Source organism: Phycisphaerales bacterium (assembly GCA_020852515.1).
Taxonomy (GTDB): domain Bacteria; phylum Planctomycetota; class Phycisphaerae; order Phycisphaerales; family UBA5793; genus UBA5793.
Genome location: JADZAS010000021.1, coordinates 117,264 through 137,270 on the forward strand (window position 1 = coordinate 117,264; position 20,007 = coordinate 137,270).

6 protein-coding genes and 1 tRNA gene are annotated in these 20,007 nt (G+C 65.0%); 4 read left to right on the forward strand and 3 right to left on the reverse strand.

The genetic code is table 11. From position 1 onward, the window contains the following. Positions 1-17: 17 nt before the first annotated feature. Both IT430_14660 and nifJ read right to left on the reverse strand, forming a co-directional pair. Positions 18-1,025: a dihydroorotate dehydrogenase-like protein gene (locus tag IT430_14660; protein ID MCC6909181.1), complete on the reverse strand. Its 1,008-nt coding sequence runs from the start codon at positions 1,023-1,025 to the stop codon at positions 18-20. Beyond that, entirely contained in the window at positions 1,022-4,597 is a 3,576-nt protein-coding gene (nifJ, locus tag IT430_14665; protein ID MCC6909182.1) for a pyruvate:ferredoxin (flavodoxin) oxidoreductase, read from the reverse strand. The genes IT430_14660 and nifJ overlap by 4 nt, the downstream gene beginning before the upstream one ends. A gap of 231 nt (positions 4,598-4,828) precedes the next feature. On the opposite strand from nifJ, the gene IT430_14670 reads away from it, so the two are divergent. From IT430_14670 to IT430_14680, 3 genes are all read left to right on the forward strand, one after another. Next, complete coding sequence (locus IT430_14670) at positions 4,829-5,680, forward strand: MBL fold metallo-hydrolase (protein ID MCC6909183.1); 852 nt, start codon at positions 4,829-4,831, stop codon at positions 5,678-5,680. A 98-nt stretch (positions 5,681-5,778) separates the two neighbouring features. After that, on the forward strand, positions 5,779-7,146 hold the full coding sequence (locus tag IT430_14675; protein MCC6909184.1) for an HlyD family efflux transporter periplasmic adaptor subunit: 1,368 nt from the start codon (positions 5,779-5,781) through the stop codon (positions 7,144-7,146). An 11-nt stretch (positions 7,147-7,157) separates the two neighbouring features. Beyond that, positions 7,158-10,538: an efflux RND transporter permease subunit gene (locus tag IT430_14680; GenBank protein ID MCC6909185.1), complete on the forward strand. Its 3,381-nt coding sequence runs from the start codon at positions 7,158-7,160 to the stop codon at positions 10,536-10,538. 155 nt (positions 10,539-10,693) lie between these two features. On the opposite strand, the gene IT430_14685 is transcribed toward IT430_14680, so the two are convergent. After that, positions 10,694-10,780: transfer RNA gene (locus IT430_14685), tRNA-Leu, on the reverse strand. 536 nt (positions 10,781-11,316) lie between these two features. Here IT430_14685 and IT430_14690 point away from each other — a divergent pair. After that, positions 11,317-19,950: a hypothetical protein gene (locus IT430_14690; protein MCC6909186.1), complete on the forward strand. Its 8,634-nt coding sequence runs from the start codon at positions 11,317-11,319 to the stop codon at positions 19,948-19,950. Positions 19,951-20,007 lie beyond the last annotated feature (57 nt).

The window sequence follows — 20,007 nt, forward strand, 5'->3', positions numbered from 1 at the left end:
CCGCCCGCCGGCGAGCCTCAGATCGGCCGGCCCGCGAACGCCACGAGCGAGCGCATGTAGTTCACCCGCTCGAACGCTTCGGGGTTGGGGCAGTTCTCGCGCGAGAGGCTTCCTTTCAGCTGCTGGACCGAGGTGTAGTCCTTGGCGACGAGCCAGTCGTGCAGGCCCCTTTCGAGGCGGGTGAAGTGTTCGGGGCCGTGGCGGTACATGGCCGAGGCGAGCATGGCGGCGTCCGCGCCAACGAGCAGCATCTTCACCAGATCTTCAACGTCGTGGATGCCGCTGGTCGCGGCGAGATACGCCCCGACCCGGCCGCGAAGCATGGCGATCCACGTCATGCTCAGGCGCGATTCGTACGACTCACTCAGCGAGAAGTTGGGGAAGAAGTCGAGCGTTTCGAGATCGATGTCCGGCTGGATATAGCGGTTGAAGATCGTCAACCCGTCGGCGCCGGCGTCCGTCAGCCGCCGCGCGAAGTGACCCAGCGAACTGAAGTACGGCCCGATCTTGACGGCCAGCGGAAGGCGCACCGCCTTGCGCACCGCGGCGACGAGATCGAGGTAGCGCTTCTCGACATCCTCGCCGCTGTGACGCGGATCGCTCGGAACGAAGTAGACGTTCAGTTCGAGCGCATCGACGCCGGCATCTTCGATGAGCCTGGCGAAGTGAATCCACCCGCCGACGGTCATGCCATTGAGGCTGCCGATGATCGGGAAGCGCACGGCGTCGCGCGCTGCGCGCAGCCGGCGGAGGTACTCGGTCGGCCCGACGTTGTAATCCTCGAGTTCGGGGAAGTACGAGAGCGATTCGGCAAACGATTCCGTGCCGTACTCATACAACCCAAAGACCTGCTGCTGCTGGAACTCGATCTGCTCTTCGAAGAGCGACGGGAAGACCGCCGCGGCGGCGCCGGCGCTTTCGAGGCGCAGGAGGAACTCCGGATCCTGATTGAGCGGACAGGCGGATGCGATGAGCGGGTTGCGCAGCGTCAGGCCGAGATAGCGGGTGCTCAGATCGACGTTCATGACATGACCTCCTCAGCGGCGACGTGCCCGTTGGTGTTGCGGCTCACGCCGACCATCTGCTCGTAGAACCGCCAGCGCGCGTCGATGTCGGCCTGGGCCTGCTCGAACAGCCGTGCGGCCTCGGCGGGGTTGGCCCGGTGCAGCATGGCGTAGCGCGCTTCCTTTTCGGCAAAGTCCTTGAAGGTCCCCGTCGGCTTGCGGCTGTCGAGATGCAGCGGATGCAGATCGTCATGCGCGTTGCGCGGGTCGTAGCGGAACAGCGGCCAGTAGCCGCTGGTCACCGCGTCCTTCTGGTGCGTCATCGCGGTGCTCATGTCGATGCCGTGCGCGATGCAGTGGCTGTAGGCGATGAGAAGCGAAACGCCCGGGTAAGACTCCGCCTCGCGCAGCGCATTGAGTGTTTGGAGCGGGTTGGCGCCCATGGCGATCTGCGCGACGTACACGTTGCCGTAGGACATCGCCAGCAGGCCGAGATCCTTTTTGCACGAGTGCTTGCCGCCGGAGGCGAACTTGGCGACCGCGGCGCGAGGCGTGGACTTGGACGCCTGCCCGCCGGTGTTCGAATAGACCTCGGTGTCGAGCACCAGCATGTTGAGATTGACGCCCGAAGCGAGGATGTGATCGACGCCGCCAAAGCCGATGTCGTAGGCCCAGCCGTCGCCGCCCACGATCCACACGCTGCGCGGCACGAACTGGTCCGCCAGCGCCAGCAGCCGGCGCGCCTGAGGCGAAGTGTCGCCCGCGAGCGCCTTTTTGAGCGTGGCGACGCGCTGGCGCTGCTCGGCGATGGACGCTTCGTCGGTCCCGGTGGAGAACAGCAGCGACGCGACGAAGTCATCGCCGAGCCGGCCGCCGAACTGGCGCAGAATCTCGCCGGCGATGAGCCGCTTCTGTTCGACGCCCAGGCGAATGCCCAGGCCGAACTCGGCGTTGTCTTCGAAGAGCGAGTTGCACCACGCCGGGCCGCGGCCCTCGGCGTTGCAGGTCCATGGCGTCGTGGGCAGGTTGCCGCCGTAGATTGATGAGCAGCCCGTGGCGTTGGCGATGAGCAGCCGGTCGCCGAAGAGTTGCGTGAGGAGTTTGAGATACGGCGTCTCGCCGCAACCGGCGCAGGCGCCGGAGAATTCAAAGAGCGGCTGGGCGAGTTGCGAGCCTTTGATCGTCTCGAGCCGCACTTCGCGCCGATCCATCTCGGGAATGTCGAGAAAGAACTCGAAGTTGCTTCGTTCACGTTCGAGGTGCTCGTCCTTGGGCGACATGTTGATCGCTTTGTGCTTGACCACCTCCTTGCTGCGCGCAGGGCAGACATCCACGCAGATGCCACAGCCCGTGCAGTCATCGGGCGCGACCTGGATGGTCAGGCGATACTCGGGGTGCTCCTTGTTCTTCCACGGCCGCGATTCGAATGAGCCGGGAGCGTCTTTGAGTTCGGTTTCCGGAAACGCCTTGGTGCGGATCGCCGCGTGCGGGCACACCAGCGGGCACAGCCCGCACTGCGTGCACAGGTCGGCGTCCCAGATGGGAATCTCGATCGCGATGCTGCGCTTCTCGAAGCGCGTCGTGGCGGTGGGGAACGTGCCGTCGATCGGCAAGGCGCTCACGGGCAGCAGGTCGCCCTTGCCCGCGATCATCATCGAAGTCACGCGCTGCACAAAATCCGGCGCGACGCCAGGGATGGGCGGCAGGCGGTGGCGGCGGGACGTCGCCGTCGCCGGCACCTTCACTTCGCGCAGCATCTCAAGCGACCGGTCCACCGCGGCGATGTTCATGTCCACCACGCTCTGGCCGAGTTTGGAGTACGTCTTGCGGATCAGGCCCTTGATGTGCTCAATCGCCTCCTCGCGAGGCAACACGCCCGAGAGGGCGAAGAAGCACGGCTGCATGACGGTGTTGATTCGCGCGCCCAGGCCCACGTCGCGCGCGACGGCCGTCGCATCCACCACCCACAGGTGCAGACCGCGCTCGACGATGGTGTTCTGAACTTCGCGCGGCAGGTGATCCCACACTTCCTTCTCGTCATACGGGCTGTTGAGCAGGAACGTCGCGCCGGGCGCGGCGAGTTCGAGCACGTCGATGCGTTCGAGGAAGTTGAACTGGTGGCAGGCGACAAACGAGGCGCGCTGGATGAGGTACGTGGACTCGATCGGCCGCGGACCGAAGCGCAGGTGCGAGACCGTAACGGAGCCGGCCTTGCGCGAGTCGTAGACGAAGTAGCCCTGCGCAGCCAGGCCGGCGTTTTCGCCGATGATTTTGACGGAGTTCTTGTTGGCGCCGACGGTGCCGTCGCTTCCCAGGCCGTAGAACACGGCACGCACAGTGTCGGCGCGCTCGGTGATGAAATCGGGATCCCACTTCAGACTCAGGTGCGTCACGTCATCGACGATGCCGACCGTGAAGCGGCGCTTTGGCTCGGCCTTGGCGAGTTCCGCGAGGACCGCCGCCGCCATCGCCGGCGTGAACTCCTTGGATGACAGGCCGTAGCGACCGCCGATGACCTTGATGCGCGCATCGCCGGTCCACTCTTCCTGCAGGGCGGCGACCACGTCCAGGAACAGCGGCTCGGCCAGCGCGCCGGGCTCTTTCGTGCGGTCGAGCACCGCCACGCGCCTGACCGTCGATGGCAGGCAGGAGACGAAAGCCGTGGCGTCGAATGGTCGGTACACGCGCACCTTGACGAGCCCGACCTTCTCTCCCTTTTCAACCAGCGCGGCGACCGCTTCCTCCGCGGCGCCGATGCCCGAACCCATGATGACCACGACGCGCTCGGCTTTGGGATCGCCGACGTATTCGAACAGGTCGTAGTGGCGGCCGGTCTTGCGTTCGAAGTCGCGCATCGTGTCTCGGATGATGCCGGCGGCCTGGTCGTAGAATGGATTGCACGCCTCGCGGGCCTGGAAGAAGACATCCGGGTTCTGCGCGGTGCCGCGCAGGACCGGCTGGTCGGGATCGAGCGATCGAGCGCGATGCTCGGCGATGAGCGCGTCGTCGAGCATGGAACGGATGGTGGCGTCGTCGATGGCCGCGATGCGGTTTACCTCGTGCGACGTGCGGAACCCATCGAAGAAGTGCAGGATCGGGACGCGGCACCGGAGCGTGGCGCTGTGCGCGATAAGCGACAGGTCCTGGGCTTCCTGGACTGATGATGAGCAGAGCATGATCCAGCCGGTGGAGCGGGCCGCCATGACGTCGCTGTGATCCCCAAAGATTGACAGGGCATGAGTGGCCACGGTGCGCGCGGCGATGTGAAAGACAGTCGGCGTGAGTTCGCCGGCGATCTTGAACATGTTGGGGATCATCAGCAGCAGGCCCTGTGAGGCCGTGAAGGTCGTGCACAGCGACCCCGCCTGCAGCGCGCCGTGCACGGCGCCGGCGGCGCCCGCTTCACTCTGCATTTCGATGACGCGCGGCGTGACGTTGAGCGCGTTGAGCCGGCCGCGGTTTGCCCAGGCGTCGGCGAGTTCGCCCATCGGAGAGGCGGGCGTGATCGGGTAGATCGCGATCACTTCGCTGCATCGATACGCGATCGAGGCGCAGGCTTCGTTTCCATCCACGGTGAGGTACGAGAGGTCCATTTGGGGTGCATCCTGTCCGGCAGCCGGGTCGAATCCCGTGTTGGGATTCGGCAAGGCGTGCCTGTCAATAGACATCGTTATCCGGTTTTGGCGTACAGTCACCCCCACAATTGCCAATCAGGGCGGTTTCCCCGACTCCGGCACGGTCCCGCCGCGGACTCCGGGGGCTCCGTAACCGGCTACACTGGGCAGGATTGCGGTCGAAAGGCCGCGAGACGGGCTGGAGGAGCGATGGCTGACTGTGTCTGGAACTGGCAACTGCTGCGGGCCGGCTCGTTTCGCCTCGACGGCGGAACGATGTTCGGCATCATCCCGCGTGTGCTCTGGGCCCGCCTCGCCCCGCCCGATGACCTCAACCGCATCACCCTGCAGACCAACTGCCTGCTGCTCACCGACGGCACGCGGCGTGTACTCATCGAGACCGGCTACGGCAACAAGTTCGACGCCAAGGGGCGCGACATGTTCGCCCTGGAATCGCGCTGGATCGGTGATGCGCTCAACGAGATCGACCTGGACCGCGGCGACATCGACGCGGTCATCGTCACCCACCTGCATTTCGATCATGCGGGCGGCCTGACCTGCGTCGAGTCTCCCGGCTCGCCGCCGCAACCCTCGTTTCCCAATGCAAAAATCTACGTCCAGCGCACCGAGTGGGAGGATGCGCTGGCCAACAAATCGACCATGACGCGCACCTACCTGCGCGAGAACTTCGACCCGATCGCCGATCGGGTGACGCTGCTCGACGGCGAGTGCGAAGTAATCCCCGGCATCGGGGCGCTGCCCACTGTCGGCCACACCTGGGGCCAGCAAGGCCTGGTATTCAGCGATGCATCGGGCACCGTTGTTTTTCCCGGCGATGTCATGCCCACCGCCAGCCACGTGGGCCTCGCGTACAACATGTCCTATGACGTGCTGCCCTACGAGAACCTGCTCACCAAGCGCCGCTTGCTCACGCAGTGCGTGGAGCGGAACTGGCGCCTGGCCATCGACCACGAGCCCGGCCCGGCACTCGTGTCCGTGGTGAGGCATCCGGACCGGGCGGATCAGTTTCAACTCACCCCCGCGCCGCCGCCTGCGGGCTGAACCTGAATCGCGCTATTGACGATCGGGCAGGTCGCCTTTGAACGGAGTCGAGCCTCCACTATCGCCTATCCTCTGATCCACGCCTGCGGCGCGGATGAGTGAGTCTCCATCGAGTGCAGCCGATGCAGAAAAAGTGGTCCAGGATCATCGCGTATGCCACCCGCGGCGTGGTCAGCGTGGTCATTCTCATGCTGGGCCTGGGCGTCTTCGGGTACTTCAAGGCGACGCGGCCGCAGGTGCCTCGCTCGCAGGCCGGCGCCGACAGCCGGCTGGTCGAGGTGATGGTGGCGCAGCCGGTTTCGACCGCGCGACTGTGGGATGGATTCGGCACGGCCGAGGCGCGCTATGTCGCTGAAGTGGCCTCCGAAGTTTCCGGGCTCGTGGTCGAGCGGCCCGAAGCCATCGAACCAGGTCGAGCCGTGAAAAAAGGCCAGACGCTCATCGTTATTGATGATCGCGATTACCTCGCACAGCAGGACATCGCCGAGCAGAACGCCGCGCGCTTCGAGTCGCAACTCCAGATGCTCGACGTCGAACAGAAGAACTGGACCGACCAGCTGGCGCTCGCCCGCGAAGAACTCGCCGTGGCCCAGACCGAGTACGACAGTACGCGCCAAGCCGTCGAGAACGGCGCCGGAAGCCCGATCGAAGTCGACCGCCGCCGGCGCGAGTACACGGCAGCGCTGCGCATCGTCCGTCAATTGGAAGAAGAGGTGGAAAAAATCGCCCCGCGGCGAAACGACCTTCAGGCCTCGCTCAGACTCGAGCGAAACCGCGCCGCCATGGCCTTGCGCGACGTGCAGCGCTGCACCATCGCCAGCCCCATCGACGGCGCGCTGCAGTTCGTCAGCGCGCAGCAGGGCGAACGCGTCGCAGCCGGGACCGTCGTCGCCCGAGTCGTCAACCTCGAACTCATCCGCGTGCCCCTCGCGCTGCCGCAGTCGGCGCAGACGTCGGTCAGAGTCGGTGACCCGGTGCTGCTCGAATCCGACACCATGGGCTGGTGCTGGAGCGGGCGCATTGAGCGGCTCGCGCCCGAGGCGGATGCGTCCACGCGCACCCTCACGGCGTTTGCCGAGGTGTCGCAGACACCCGACGCCCAGACGCTGCTCATGCCGGGCCGGTTCGTGCACGCGACGGTGACGTCAGCTCCCGTCGAGCGCTTCGTCGTGCCCCGGCGCGCGCTGTCTGGTGATGCGGTGATGATCGATGAGCAAGGCGTCGCCGCCCGCCGTCGCGTAAACGTGGACTATCACATCCGCCAGTCGTTTGCGCCGTTGCACCCGGACGAACAGGAGTGGGTGGTGCTTGCAGCCGAGTCGGGCCTGCAGCGCGGCGACCGCGTCATCCTCTCGAACGTCGATGAAATCAGGCCGGGCGAAAAGGTCAGGTCCGCTGACGCGGCCGGCGAGGGGCGCCTCTCGCGCTCGCCCGACGAGCCCGCGTCCCTGCCCGCCGACAACTGAAGCGCACCGCCATGGCCCACCCCGAGATCGACCCGAGTCCCGACAAGCTGACGCTGACCAACTTCGGCGTGCGCCAGCCGGTGCCGGCGAATCTGCTGTACATTGCCATCATGCTGCTGGGGCTCATCTACGGCTCGACGCTTCGCCGTGAGTTCTTTCCCGAAGTGCGGCCGAATCTCGCCTCGATCACCGCCGCTTATCCCGGCGCCAGCCCGCAGGAGATCGAGGAAGGACTGATTCTCAAAATCGAAGACAAGGTCGCCGAACTCGACGAAGTCGTCGAGATCAACAGCACCGCCGTCGAAGGGCTCGGCACCGTGGTCGTCGAGTTCCGCCGCGACATCAGCGACATCGACGAGGCGGTGCGCACGGTGGAGTCGGCGCTCAATTCACTCACCGACCTGCCCGAGGAAGCCGAGCGCCTGCGCACGACCAAGTTTGATCCGAAACTACAGGTCATCCAGATCGGGCTCGCGGGCGACTCGCACGAAGCGGACCTCAAGCGCGCGATCCGCGAGATCAAGGATGACATCAAGTCGCTGCCGGGCATGGGCAATGTGATTCTCGGCGGCATCCGCGCGGACGAGATCAGTGTTGAAGTGTTGCCGGCGGCGCTGCAGAAGTACCACCTCAGCCTGACCGCGGTTGCCGACCGTGTGCGCGAGTGGATGAAGGAAGTGCCCGGCGGCACGGTGCGCACTGGTGCACAGAACATCCGCATCCGCACGCTCGGCGTGGAGGAGCGAGCCGCCGCGGTGCGCGACATCATCATCAAGTCCGACGAGGGCGGCGGCGTGGTGCGGCTGCGCGACGTGGCCAGCGTGACGGAGGGATTCGAAGACGTCGAGATTCGCACTCGCCTCAACGGAAAGCCGGTCGTGACACTCACGGCGTTCAATGTGGGTGAAGGCGATGCGGTGAAGGTGGCCGAGGCGGTGCGGGCCTATGTTGCCGGCCGCAGCGGTAAGGGCGAATTTGAGCCACGCTGGTCTGACCGCTGGAACGCGGTCGTCAACGCGATGATGCAGCGCGGCTACGAGAAGCAACTGGCCGAGCACGAGAAGCAGGCGGCGGAAGGCGGTGATCAAGGCGCGCCCCCCGCTCCGCCCACGCCGCGCAAGAGCACTCGCCTGCAGGCGTACGAACTCGGCGCCTCGCACACGCAGCCGCTGCCGGGAGAACTCATCCTTTTCAGCGACCTGGCCCGGTTCATCGAGGGTCGGCTTGAACTGCTCACCCGCAACGCCAAGTGGGGCGCGATGCTCGTGTTCCTCACGCTGCTGCTGTTTCTGAACCTGCGCGTGGCCGTGTGGGTGATGCTCGGGCTCGTCCTCTCCGTGCTCGGTACGCTGGCGTTCATGGCGGCGATCGGCGTGACGCTCAATCTGCTCACGATGTTCGGGCTCATCATCGTGCTCGGCCTGCTGACCGACGATGCGATCGTCGTCGCCGAGAACATCACCGCCCGCTACGAATCGGGCGAGCCGGCGCTGCTCGCCGCAGTGCAGGGCACGCGCGAGGTGGCCTGGCCCGTCGTCGCCACCGTCACCACCACCATCGCCGCGTTCCTCCCCCTGGCTCTCATCGAGGGCCAGATCGGCGACTTCCTCGGCGCTTTGCCGGTCGTCGTCACCTGCGCGCTGAGCGTCTCACTGCTCGAAGCGATCATCATCCTTCCCGCCCACATGGGACACAGCCTGGCGCGCGTCGAGCGGCCCGAGCGGCCGTGGCTTGGCGCCCGCCTGCTGCGCAACTACGAAGCCTGGCGCAACCGGCTCATCTTCGAACGCGTCATTCCCGTCTTCGGCCGGGTCCTCGACTGGACCATCTCCCATCGCTACATCACGACGTCTTCGGCCATCGCGATCTGGCTGGTCTCCATCGGCATGCTCGTCGGCGGGCGCGTGGATTTCACGTTCTTCGAGGGCACCGACAGCGAGACGTTCGTGGTCGATCTGGCCATGCCCATCGGCACGTCGATCGAAGGCACCGACGCGGTGGTGCGCCGCATCGAGGCGGCGTGCGCCCAGCAGCCCGAGATCAGCATCGTGACCTCGTTGGCCGGCCAGCGCGTCGATTTGAACGACTTCACGCCGGGAGGACCGCAGACGCACCTGGCGCAGATCTTTGTCGAACTCACTCCCGTCGAGCAGCGCGAGCGCACGAGCAAGGAGATCATCGCGGCGGTGCGAAAGGCGGTGGGGCCGGTGCCGGGCGTGCGCTCCATCCGCTACGAAGAAGTGCAGGGCGGTCCGGGCGGGCCGTCGCTCAACCTCGTCACGACGGGGGATGATGAAGCCAGGATACTCGCCGCCGTGGGGGAGATCGAAGCGGCTCTGCGCGAGTTTGCCGGAGTCGTGGACATCAGTGACGACTCCGACAGTGGCCAGCGCGAACTGCAGATTCGGCTGCGCGATGGCGCCACCATGCTCGGCCTCACGCCCGAACTCGTGGCGCGGCAGGTGCGCGGCTATCTCTTCGGCTTTGAGCCGCACACGTTCTCGGCCAGCGAGGAAGACGTGGACGTGCGCGTCATGCTCGATGAACCGACGCGTCGCAGCCTCGCCCAGCTCGAGAGCCAATACGTCTTCGCCGCCGACGGCCGCAGCGTGCCGCTCATCGAAGTTGCTGAACTGAGCGAGGGTTCGAGTTACGCGACGATCAAGCGGCTCAACCGCAAGCGGGCGGTAACGGTGCTGGCTGACGTCGATACGGCCGTGAACAACCCCGAGCGCGTCGTGGCCGCGATGATGCCGGTGATTTCGGAGATCGAGGCCCGCTACCCCGGCGTGCACATCGAGCCGCGCGGCCGACAGCTCGAGACGAACAAATCGCTTGCCGGTATCAAGTACGGCCTTCTCCTCGCGTGCGTCATGATCTACGTGATTCTCGCGTGGCTGTTTGGCAGTTATTTCCAGCCCCTGGCGGTCATGCTGGCTATTCCGTTTGCGATGATCGGCATGATCTGGGGCCACTGGCTGCTGGGCTTCAACATGATGATCCTGTCGCTCATCGGTTTTGTGGCGCTGACGGGAATCGTGGTCAATGACTCGCTCATCTACATCGAGTTCTACAACGAACTGCGGCGCGGCGGGATGGACATCCGGCCCGCGCTGGTTGAAGCCGGACGCCGTCGCCTGCGGCCGATCGTGCTCACCACGCTCACGACGGTGCTCGGGCTGTCGCCGTTGATGCTCGAGCAGTCGTTCCAGGCGCGGTTCCTCATCCCGATGGCGATCACCATCAGTTGTGGGCTCATCAGCGCGACGGCGGTGGTGCTCGTGGTGCTGCCGAGCATCATGCTGATCGGCAGCGACATCCGCTGGGCGGCGCGGTGGCTGTGGACGGGCGGGGCCGAAGCCGGGGCGGACGGGGCGGCCGAGCCCGCGTGACAGGTCCAGAAAAAATCATCAAAATGTGATTTTTTCACCAATCAGGGTTGGCGATTGGCGGCGAGGCCTGTATATTGAATGGGGTAGTAACAGGTGAGGTTCACCTCCCGCATGGTGAACCAGGGACGAACAACGACCGGCTAGTGCCAGTCAAATGGGCTCGGTGGGATTCGAACCCACACTCCCCGCAATGGGGACGCGGATTTTAAGTCCGCTGCGTCTGCCGATTCCGCCACAAGCCCAGTCGCTCCGGCATTGTACCGTCCGCCTGACTCCAATACCTTGTTTCACCCGGAAGCTGGGGGAACCGCTTGCCCATGTTCGGCGTATGGACAATCACCGTTCGATCCGCGCGATCACTGCCGATCGCTGCCTGGCGCCGCCGAGGGGCCGCGCAATGGGTCGACCGCTCGCCGGGCCCACCTTTCGGCGAGGCAACCCGTGGCGCCGGCCCAGGCGCCACCCGACGCAACTCCTCTGGTCAGCTTCAGTTGCTCTCCAGTAGCGAGCCCCGCGAAGTTTGGCTAATGTACCCGGCCGCTGGCTCGAACCGAGCGGCGCACCGTGTGAGGATGCTGACGCAAGATGAGATCATTCCAGCCGGCACATGCTGCGAATCGCTCGATCGCTTCGGCACCGATTTCGTTCGCTCACCAGTCGTCCCACCCACTCGGCGAGGCGCTGCCTCGCCGCAAACCCAGCATGGCGATTCGCCGCGGGGCGCAATACCCCGCACGCACCTGAATCGCCTGTCGCAAGTCCGCAAAGGAATGGCGAGATGAAACAGCGCAAGAACCGTCGCCCGTTCGCCCGTCCCACCCGTCGTGCCAGTGCCGCTTCCGTGGCCAGTACGCCCGTCTTCCAGCCACTCGAGCCGCGCAAACTGCTGACGACGCTCGTGGCCAACCCTGATCTCGACATGGGACAGACCAACAGCTTCTTCGGCTGGGTGGCCATGCCCGCATGGTTCGGCGGCGGCATGCAGCTGGACGCCAGCACGGTCGAAGAGCGCTCGGTTCGTCTGGGCATCTTCCTGCTTGATGACAATGTGGCAGCTCACCCGACGGTGACCATCCTCGACCTCGACGGGCATCCGCTCTTCCCCTGGACCGGCCTTCAGACGGACGGTTCGTACAGCACTGAAGTCGAAGTGTCGACGCGCATCGGCCCTGAGGAGACCGCCGACGAGTACTGGGGGTCGGATGACGATGAATCCGAGTCCTTCTTTGGCCTCGACACGGGTTACATGCCCGGATGGCGCGTCGCCACCGACACCATGGGCAACTTCCTGCCCGGCGTCTGGATTCCCGATGGCATCTTCCACCTGGTGCGCCAGATCGACTGGGATGAAGACGCTGATCCGGTGCCCGAATGGGACACGGAGAACGTGCCCGAGAACTTCACGATCGTTATCCCGGAAACCGGCTACTGGGATGCCGGCATGGACGGCATCTACGAGACGGAGGACGACTCGCGCCTGCCCCTGGCCTTTGGCATGGTCCACCCGGGCGCTGGCACCGATGATCGCCAGCTCGGCACCGCCGACGACGCCTGGGTGAACATGGTCGCTTCCGATCCGTGGAGCGCGCCCGACACGATGGACTTCGAGCCGCACCTCATTGAGCGCCGCACCGGCTGGACCGGTGTTGAAAACCTCTACGCCAACGACGGCAAGGCGGACTTCAACAACGGCATCGGCCGCATCATCATCAGCGGCGCGACTGCGACGACCAAACTCGTCTTCTTCATCATGGAAGACTTCGAAGGTGATTTCCAGGTCGTGACGCCCTTCGCACTTCCTGAGTACGACCGCATCGGCGTTGCCATGAACGCTGACGGATCGGTGTACCAGGCGCCGGGCATGGGATCAATCATCATCGGCAATCCCACGAACGCGGACTGGACGGTCAACCAGCCGGAGCTGAACATCCTCGCGTTCCTCCCGGTCGGCTTCCAGCGCTACGACCGTTCCACTGAGGGCATCATCCAGGAGGACCCGAGTCTCAACGAGACGATGGGCCGTATCTACATCGACGGCTCGCTCTTCGGCGTCACGCGCCTCGGCGGCGCGCTCGAACAGATGCAAATCGGCTTCCTCGGCGGCAAGATGTTTGTCGACGGCGACGTCGATCTGTTCAACGTGGTGGGCGATGCAAGCTACATCGAAGTCAACGGCATTCCATCCGATACTCGCGCCGCGCTGACGGTCGGTCGCGTGCTCGGCTCGTTTGTCGTCGGACGCAACAACTCGACGACCATCACCGTTGAGGGCGACTTTGCGCCCGAATCGATCGTGGACAAGCCCTTCCTGCGGTCCGACAAGGTCGTGGTGGAGAACGAGACGGACCTGTTCAATGCCACCGAAGAGGACTATGCCAACGCGTTTGCCGAGGCGGTCTCAATCTATACGCTCGACAGCGAGAACGAAGAGCAGGCGACCTATCTGCTCAACGACACTCTCGGTTCCGCGCAGTACGCCGGTCGTGAGACCGGGCTGACCATCGTTCAGGGCGTGCTCGGCACCGAACCGGCCGATGATCGGCACGAAGAGGGCGATGGCGGCGATGACATCGATTACTACGCCATCGCCGTTGACGCGACCCGCCGCATCCGTATTCAGCTGACAGCCATTACGCTGATGACGCTGCAGGACGCCGAGGGCAACATCGTTGCGTCACGCGGCGACGACGGCACTCTGGGCGACATCTACTACACGCCCACGCAGGCGGGCGTCCTTTATATCGTGATCGACAATACCGCGGGCTTCAGCGGACCGGGCCAAGGCTACCTGCTGACCATCTCTGACGCCGCGCCCGTTTCGCTGGGCGAAGTCCGGGCAGGCGGCGCGCTGACCTACCGCGCGACCGATGGCTCGGCCATCATCACGCAGGTCGGTAGCATCGGCACCATCCGCATCGGGCAGGATGTCGGACCCGATCCCGACGGCGATGCCCCCTACATCGGCAATCTTCTCATCCAGTCCGGCGCCAGCATCTGGAACATCACCTCCGGCGGATACATCGGCGGAACGGTGCGCGAGGACGGCTCTCGCGTCCTGTTCGGAACGATCTTCGCGGCCGAACAGCATATCGGCGAGCTTCTTGCCGGTTACGGTCGCAACGCCCAGCAGGGCGGCGAAGGCTTCGCCGGCGGCTCGATTGGCAACCTGCTCGTCAACGCGCGCGGCGACATCGGCCTCGTGCACGCTCGCGCCACTGGCGGCATCGGACAGGGCGAACTGTCGTATTTGCTCGGCGACATCGGCGGGATCAGGACGGGCGATGAAACCACCACCGGCCTGACCTACCTGCAGGCGGGCGGTTCCATCGGCACCATCCGCGCCGAATCGCGCATCCTCGCCGACCCCGATCCCAACCGCGGCCTGCGCGTCAAAGTGGGTGCCGGCGAGCGCGTCGACCTTATCGAAGCCGGCGCGATCGTTGCCGAAGGCTTCGACCTGGCTGCCGGAGTCGGCTCGGCCGGCGTCGTCAGCGGCCAGGCGCTGATTGAAAACGGCCTGGGCGGAAACGTCCGCTTCTTCCGCGCTCCGTTCATTTGGGGTAACGGCGTGGAAAACGCCGTGGCCGTTGTCACCTCCAACTCGCCACTGACCATCGTTGACGACTCCGGCGCCATCTTTACCGTCAAGGTCTCGGGCAACTCAATCGCGTTTGTCAAGACCCACGCGGTGGCCAGTTCGGTCGGCGTGGCCACCGTTCGCATCGAAGCAACGCTTGGTGGGGGCAGCCTGACCATCACCAACAACTCGGGCAACGTCGAAATCGGCGACATTGTCGTCGCCGGCGACGGCGGAAGCCGCGTCATCCTCGACGGATCCGGACGCACCGACGTGTACATGATTCGCACGTTCGGCGCCATCAACTCGATCGAGAACCGCACGACCGGCGACATCGTCGCCATCGACAGCGATGGCATCGATCGCGTGATCATCCAAGGCAATCTCGGCAAGACCTTCTCGTCCACCGAAGTCGCCCGTTCGCTGCTTGGCCCGCGCTACGCGGTCGCGGCCGGCGACGCCGGAGGCGTCGGCGATCCGCTGCTGCTGTCCGGCGGCGGTGGCGGCGATCCGGCCGGAGCGGGCGCGGCCTTTGACATGTGGCTCAACGGCCTGGCGGTCCGCGCCTCGGGCGAAACGGCTTCGGTCGCACTGGTGCGCGTCGACGGCACGATCGTGGACATCTACTCCGAAGTCGACCTCACTCGCGTGACCGCCAACGCCGACAACCAGACGCCGTTCGGCGAATTCCACGGCATCGAGGGCACGGTCTACACCGCCGGTTCGATTACCCGCATCGACCTTGGCGACGGACTGGTCGATACCTGGGCCGGGCCGTTTACGTCCGGCATTATCGGCGCAGCAGGGGTCATCCGGCGCGTCGAAATCCGCGGCGAGGGCCACAACATCCTCGGCGACATCGTGGGCGCAAGCGGCATCGACCGCATCAACGCGACCCAGGGCTCGTCGATCATCGGCTCGCGCATCACCACCAACCACCTCGATTCGCACTTCACCTCCGCCGATCCGGACGCCAACGACACCGGTGGGAGTCCGCAGGCTGACATCGGCCGCATCACGGTCAACGGCGGCGACATCATCAACAGCAGCATCGCCGCCATCAACGTCAACCAGATCAACATCAAGAACGGCATCTGGGATTCGAACCGACTGCGCGTCGATGGCAACCTCAACACCGTTCTCGCTGACGAGTACGTTTACACCTACGTCGATGAAGGCGCTGTCAATCTCATCACCGTCGTCGGCGATGCGACGCGCATCGAGACGCAGGGCCGGCGCGGCGACATCAAGGACCTCATCGTCGACATCATCGGAAACCTGCGCTTCCTGCGCGCGAATTCGATCGACGGCACGGACATCGACGTGGACGAGGAACTGCGCACCGTCGATGCCCGGGCCCGTGTCGTCCGCTCCTCCTTCACCGCAGGCGCGGTCAAGACCTTCAATGCTTCAGAGGACATCACCCGCGTGACGTTCAACGTCGCCGGTCCGGTGAAGCAGTTCCGCTCGCGCAACAGCGACATCACGCGAATCGACTTCACCATTGACGGCCCCGACGGCCGGCTCGATCTCATGGACGCCCGCGGCAACATCACCGGCGCCATCCGCGTGTCGGGTGAAATCCGCAACCTCCGCACCCGCGAGGGCGACATCATCGGCCGCCTCGAGACCTTCTCCGGTGACGGCTTTGTGAGGAGTATCCAGTCCGGCCGCGATCTGATCCTCGATCTTGAGATCGATCAGGACCTCGACCGGGTTATCGTCGGCCGCAACCTCAGCGGACTCGACGACGAGTCGCTCAAGGTGCATGGCGACTTCGGTACGCTTGACGTTCGCAACGGCACCTTCGACGGCGCGATCATCGTCGAGGGCTCCATCACCCGCACGTTCCGCCTCGCCGCCGTGGCCGACGACAGCGAGATCACGGCGCGCGGCAGCATCGCCACGATTGACATCGACAGCGGGCTCACGGGCAACATCTCCGCGTACACGGACGCCATCCGCCGGCTCGACATCGGCGGCGATTTCAACGGGGCGATCCTGGCCCGCAACGGCACGATCGACAACCTGGACATTCGCGGCGACGTCGCCGGCACTGTTCACGCTGACGAAGGCATCCGGACCATGCGCGTCTCCAGCGCTGCCGGTCTGGGCGGCGGTTCGGGCAGTGTCACCGGACGCATCACCAGCGACGCCGACATCGATCGCCTCGACATCGACGGCGATGCGACCAACTCGGTCATCCGCGCCCGCTGGGAGCTTGACAATCTCACGGTTCGCGGCAACGCCACCGGTTCGATCTTCGGCGCCGGCCGCGGTGTCTCGCGCGTCACCATCGACGGCAATGCGGACGCCACGCACATCCTCGGCGGCCTCGAATCGCTCGGCGACGACTTCGCTCTGGGCGGCGCTGCCTCCAACGCCGACACCTTCTCGAGCGGCAACGTCGAGAACATCAACATTCGCGGCACGATCAACAACGTCGTCATCGCGGCCGGCATCGTCGGCGGCATCGACGGCAGTTATGCCACGCTTGACGCTGACACCGACCTCACGCCTGGACTGAGCAACATCAGCAACGTTCGCGTGGACGGCGCCGCGTCAGGCACTAACCGCGTTCTGGCCGACACGACGGTCAGCGACGTCGTCGTGGACGGCACCGAGCGCACGCCCGGCAGCCCCGGCGCCAACATGGTCGTGACCGAACTCGACCAGGCGGCTCTCACCCTCCCCGGCGGCACCTCGTTTGACCAGGGCGCGGATGTGGTCTTCACCGACACCGACGGCGACCAGATCACGCTGTCGATGCGCGGCTCGGGAACGGGCATCTACACGCTCGCCGGCGGAGCCAGCGGCAACCTGACCGGGCTCGTGTTCAACGGCACCGACTCCCGCACCAATGTCGATATCCGCGTGACCTCTGCCACCGGCAACGGCCGCGTCGATCTCGACAGCGTTCAGATCCGCTTTGCAGACGACGCCGACCTGGGCAATCTGACCGTCGAAGGCAACATCGACGGCACGGATGGCATCACGATCGACGGATCAGTGAATACGCTCACCCTTCGCACCGTCAACACGACCGGCACCATCGCCGTGGGCGGCGAGGCATCGCGCATCGTCGTCGATGCGGTGACCGCAGGCAGATTCGAGGTCACCGTCCTCAACACCTTTGACGACAGCGGCGCCTTCGGCGGCACGATTTTCAGCGAAGAGATCAACACCGTCAACGTCCGCAACGGCACGCTCAGCGGCGTCATCTGGGGACGCGATTCGATCGGCACGATCAACAACAACTCGACCGGGGCAGTTATGGACCAGGCGTCCATCGCCACGCTTGGCGAGATCCGTGCCATCAACGCGGCCACCATCCGCAACGTCACATACATCTCCGCCGGCGAACTGATCAGCAACGTCAATATCTCCGGCGACCTGGTCGATTCGGATATCCTCGCGGGTTACGCGCTCGGGTCCGATGGCCGATATGGCGGCACGGGCACCGCGGCGGATCGCCTCACCGGCGGAACGCTGCAGAGCATCCGCGTCAATGGGTCGGTCATCCGATCCAGCGTCGCGGCTGGTGTGGCGCGGGGACAGGACCGGTTCTACGGCACGGGCGATGACATCGGCTCGATCGGCTTTGGCTTCCTCGAACGGGTCGAAGTGCTCGGCGGGGTGGTCGGCTCGAACTTCAACAGCCAGAACTGGGCCTTCACTGCCAGCGCCGATGTCATGCAGGTTCGCGTGGGCGGCGAGGAATTCATCCAGCAGGGCAACGTCAACACGCGGGTGGTGAACTCCACGCCGCTGCCCCTGGTGGTCGAGAACATCCGCACGCGGCTCGAAGCCGACACGCTGCTCATCGATATCTACTTCAACGAAGAGATCGACATCTCGACGATTCTGCTCGATCCGAACAACCCGCTGGCCGAGTCGGCGATCCGGTTCGAGAACCCGGTCGATCCCATGGGTGTCAAGCCGACGCCCAACGACGATTACACCATCTCCTACGACCGCGAGGAGAAGCGGGCGACCATCCGCTTCAACCGTACGTTCTCGCAGACGAACCCGGGTGTCTACACGCTCGTCATCGATGGCAGCGCCATTCAGAGCGTCACGGGCATCAACCTCGACGCCAATCGCGACGGCATCACCGGCGACACGTACTACAAGAACTTCCTCGTCGGCGATGCCGGCGATCGCACGACGGCGGGCACGTGGGATCCGGATGGAGATCCGCTCACGCCCAACGACGTGGAGTTCATGGATCCCACTTCCACGTCGCTGCTGCTTGACGATCTCGTCAACGGCACGGGCACGAAGAACCACGAGATCTCGTTCCTCGGGCGCATCGGCGACCACCCCGACACGGAGTCGTTCTACTTCCCCGAACGCTTCGACGTCGATCTGTTCGCCATCACGCTTGCAGCAGGCGACATCCTCCGCGCCACGCTGTCTGACTTCGTGCCTGGTTCGGCTTTCGTCGGTTCGGTTACGCTCCGCGACATGGCCGGCAATCTGGTCGGCGGGGGCAGCATCGCGGCAAGCCAGGCCACGCTGGAAGAGGGCTATATCGAAACCAGCGGCGGCACCTACTACATCATGGTCGCCGGCACGAGCCTGGGCGGACCTCCGGGACTCGACGAACTCATCGACATTACCAACAACACGGGCGTCTACACTCCGCCGCTGATCGTCCGCGCGATCGACCCCAACGAGATCAGCAATGACATCGGCAACTACGAGCTGAACGTCATGGTCTTCAATGACGGTGACACCGGCTTCAACATGGGCACGCAGCTCGATCTTGTCGACGGCCAGCAGCTGGTGACGGAAGGCTTCATCGGCTTCGACGAGAATGGCGTGCCGACGGAACTCTTCGGCGATGCGGACGTGTACGACATCAGCAACGTCCGGCTGGCCGACAACACCGTCATCACTCAACTCGAAGAGGGCATGACGCTGACCGTCACGCTGCGGCTCTCGCAGGTCGGCGGCAACCTCGGCGGCCGCTACGAAGTCGGCGTCTTCCAGACCACGGAAACCACCGGCGTGGTGGACGGCCTGCTCATGGGCGCACCCGGCACGCCGGACTCCGAAGGCTTCTACGACGTCGCCGGCGACATCACCTATTCGTTCCGCATCCCTGAAGCAGGCACATACGCCATCATGATTCAGGGCAATGTCGAAACGAACTATGAGCTGCTCGTCACCGTTGACACCAGCACGCAGGGCGATCGCCGGGCGACACCCGAGGAACTCAACATCCTTCTCGAGACCAACGGCGGCTTTGCCGAGTGGTATGGACGCGATGGCACGACGCTGCATGCGTTCGACCTGAGCGGAATCGGCTTTGACGGCCTCGAAGCGCAGATTCTCTCCGAGATCATCGAGATCGTCACCGACCTCTACGACGACGCCGGCATCACGGTGCACGTCAGCATCGATCCTGCCGATTTCGTCGGCGAAGACTTCACGACCGTCTTCCTCGCCAACGACTACGAGCCGGGTCTCTACGGCATCGCCAGCACGCTCGACCCGCAGAACCAGGGCAAGAACGACGAGGCCATCGTCTTCGTGCCGACCTTTGCTTCGCTCGTCGGGGCGGGCGACACGGACACGCTTTCGCTGGCGCTGGCCAACGTCGTGGCGCACGAGGCGGCTCACACGCTCGGCCTGCGTCACGCTCAGAGTGCGAGCCCGTTCGGTCCCTTCGGGATGATGGATACGAGTGTCGGCCCCGAGAACCCGCATCAGTTCATCGGCGATCCGAACAATCCGTACGCCACGGCCACGGCTCTCACCGATTCCTGGTTCTTCGGCCTCGAGAACGAGACCGATCTCCTCCAACTCATCTTCGACGTGGACGCCTGAGCCACGCGTTGATGATCAGCGCACGCCTCACGCAGCAGGCCGGCCCGGTGACGGGTC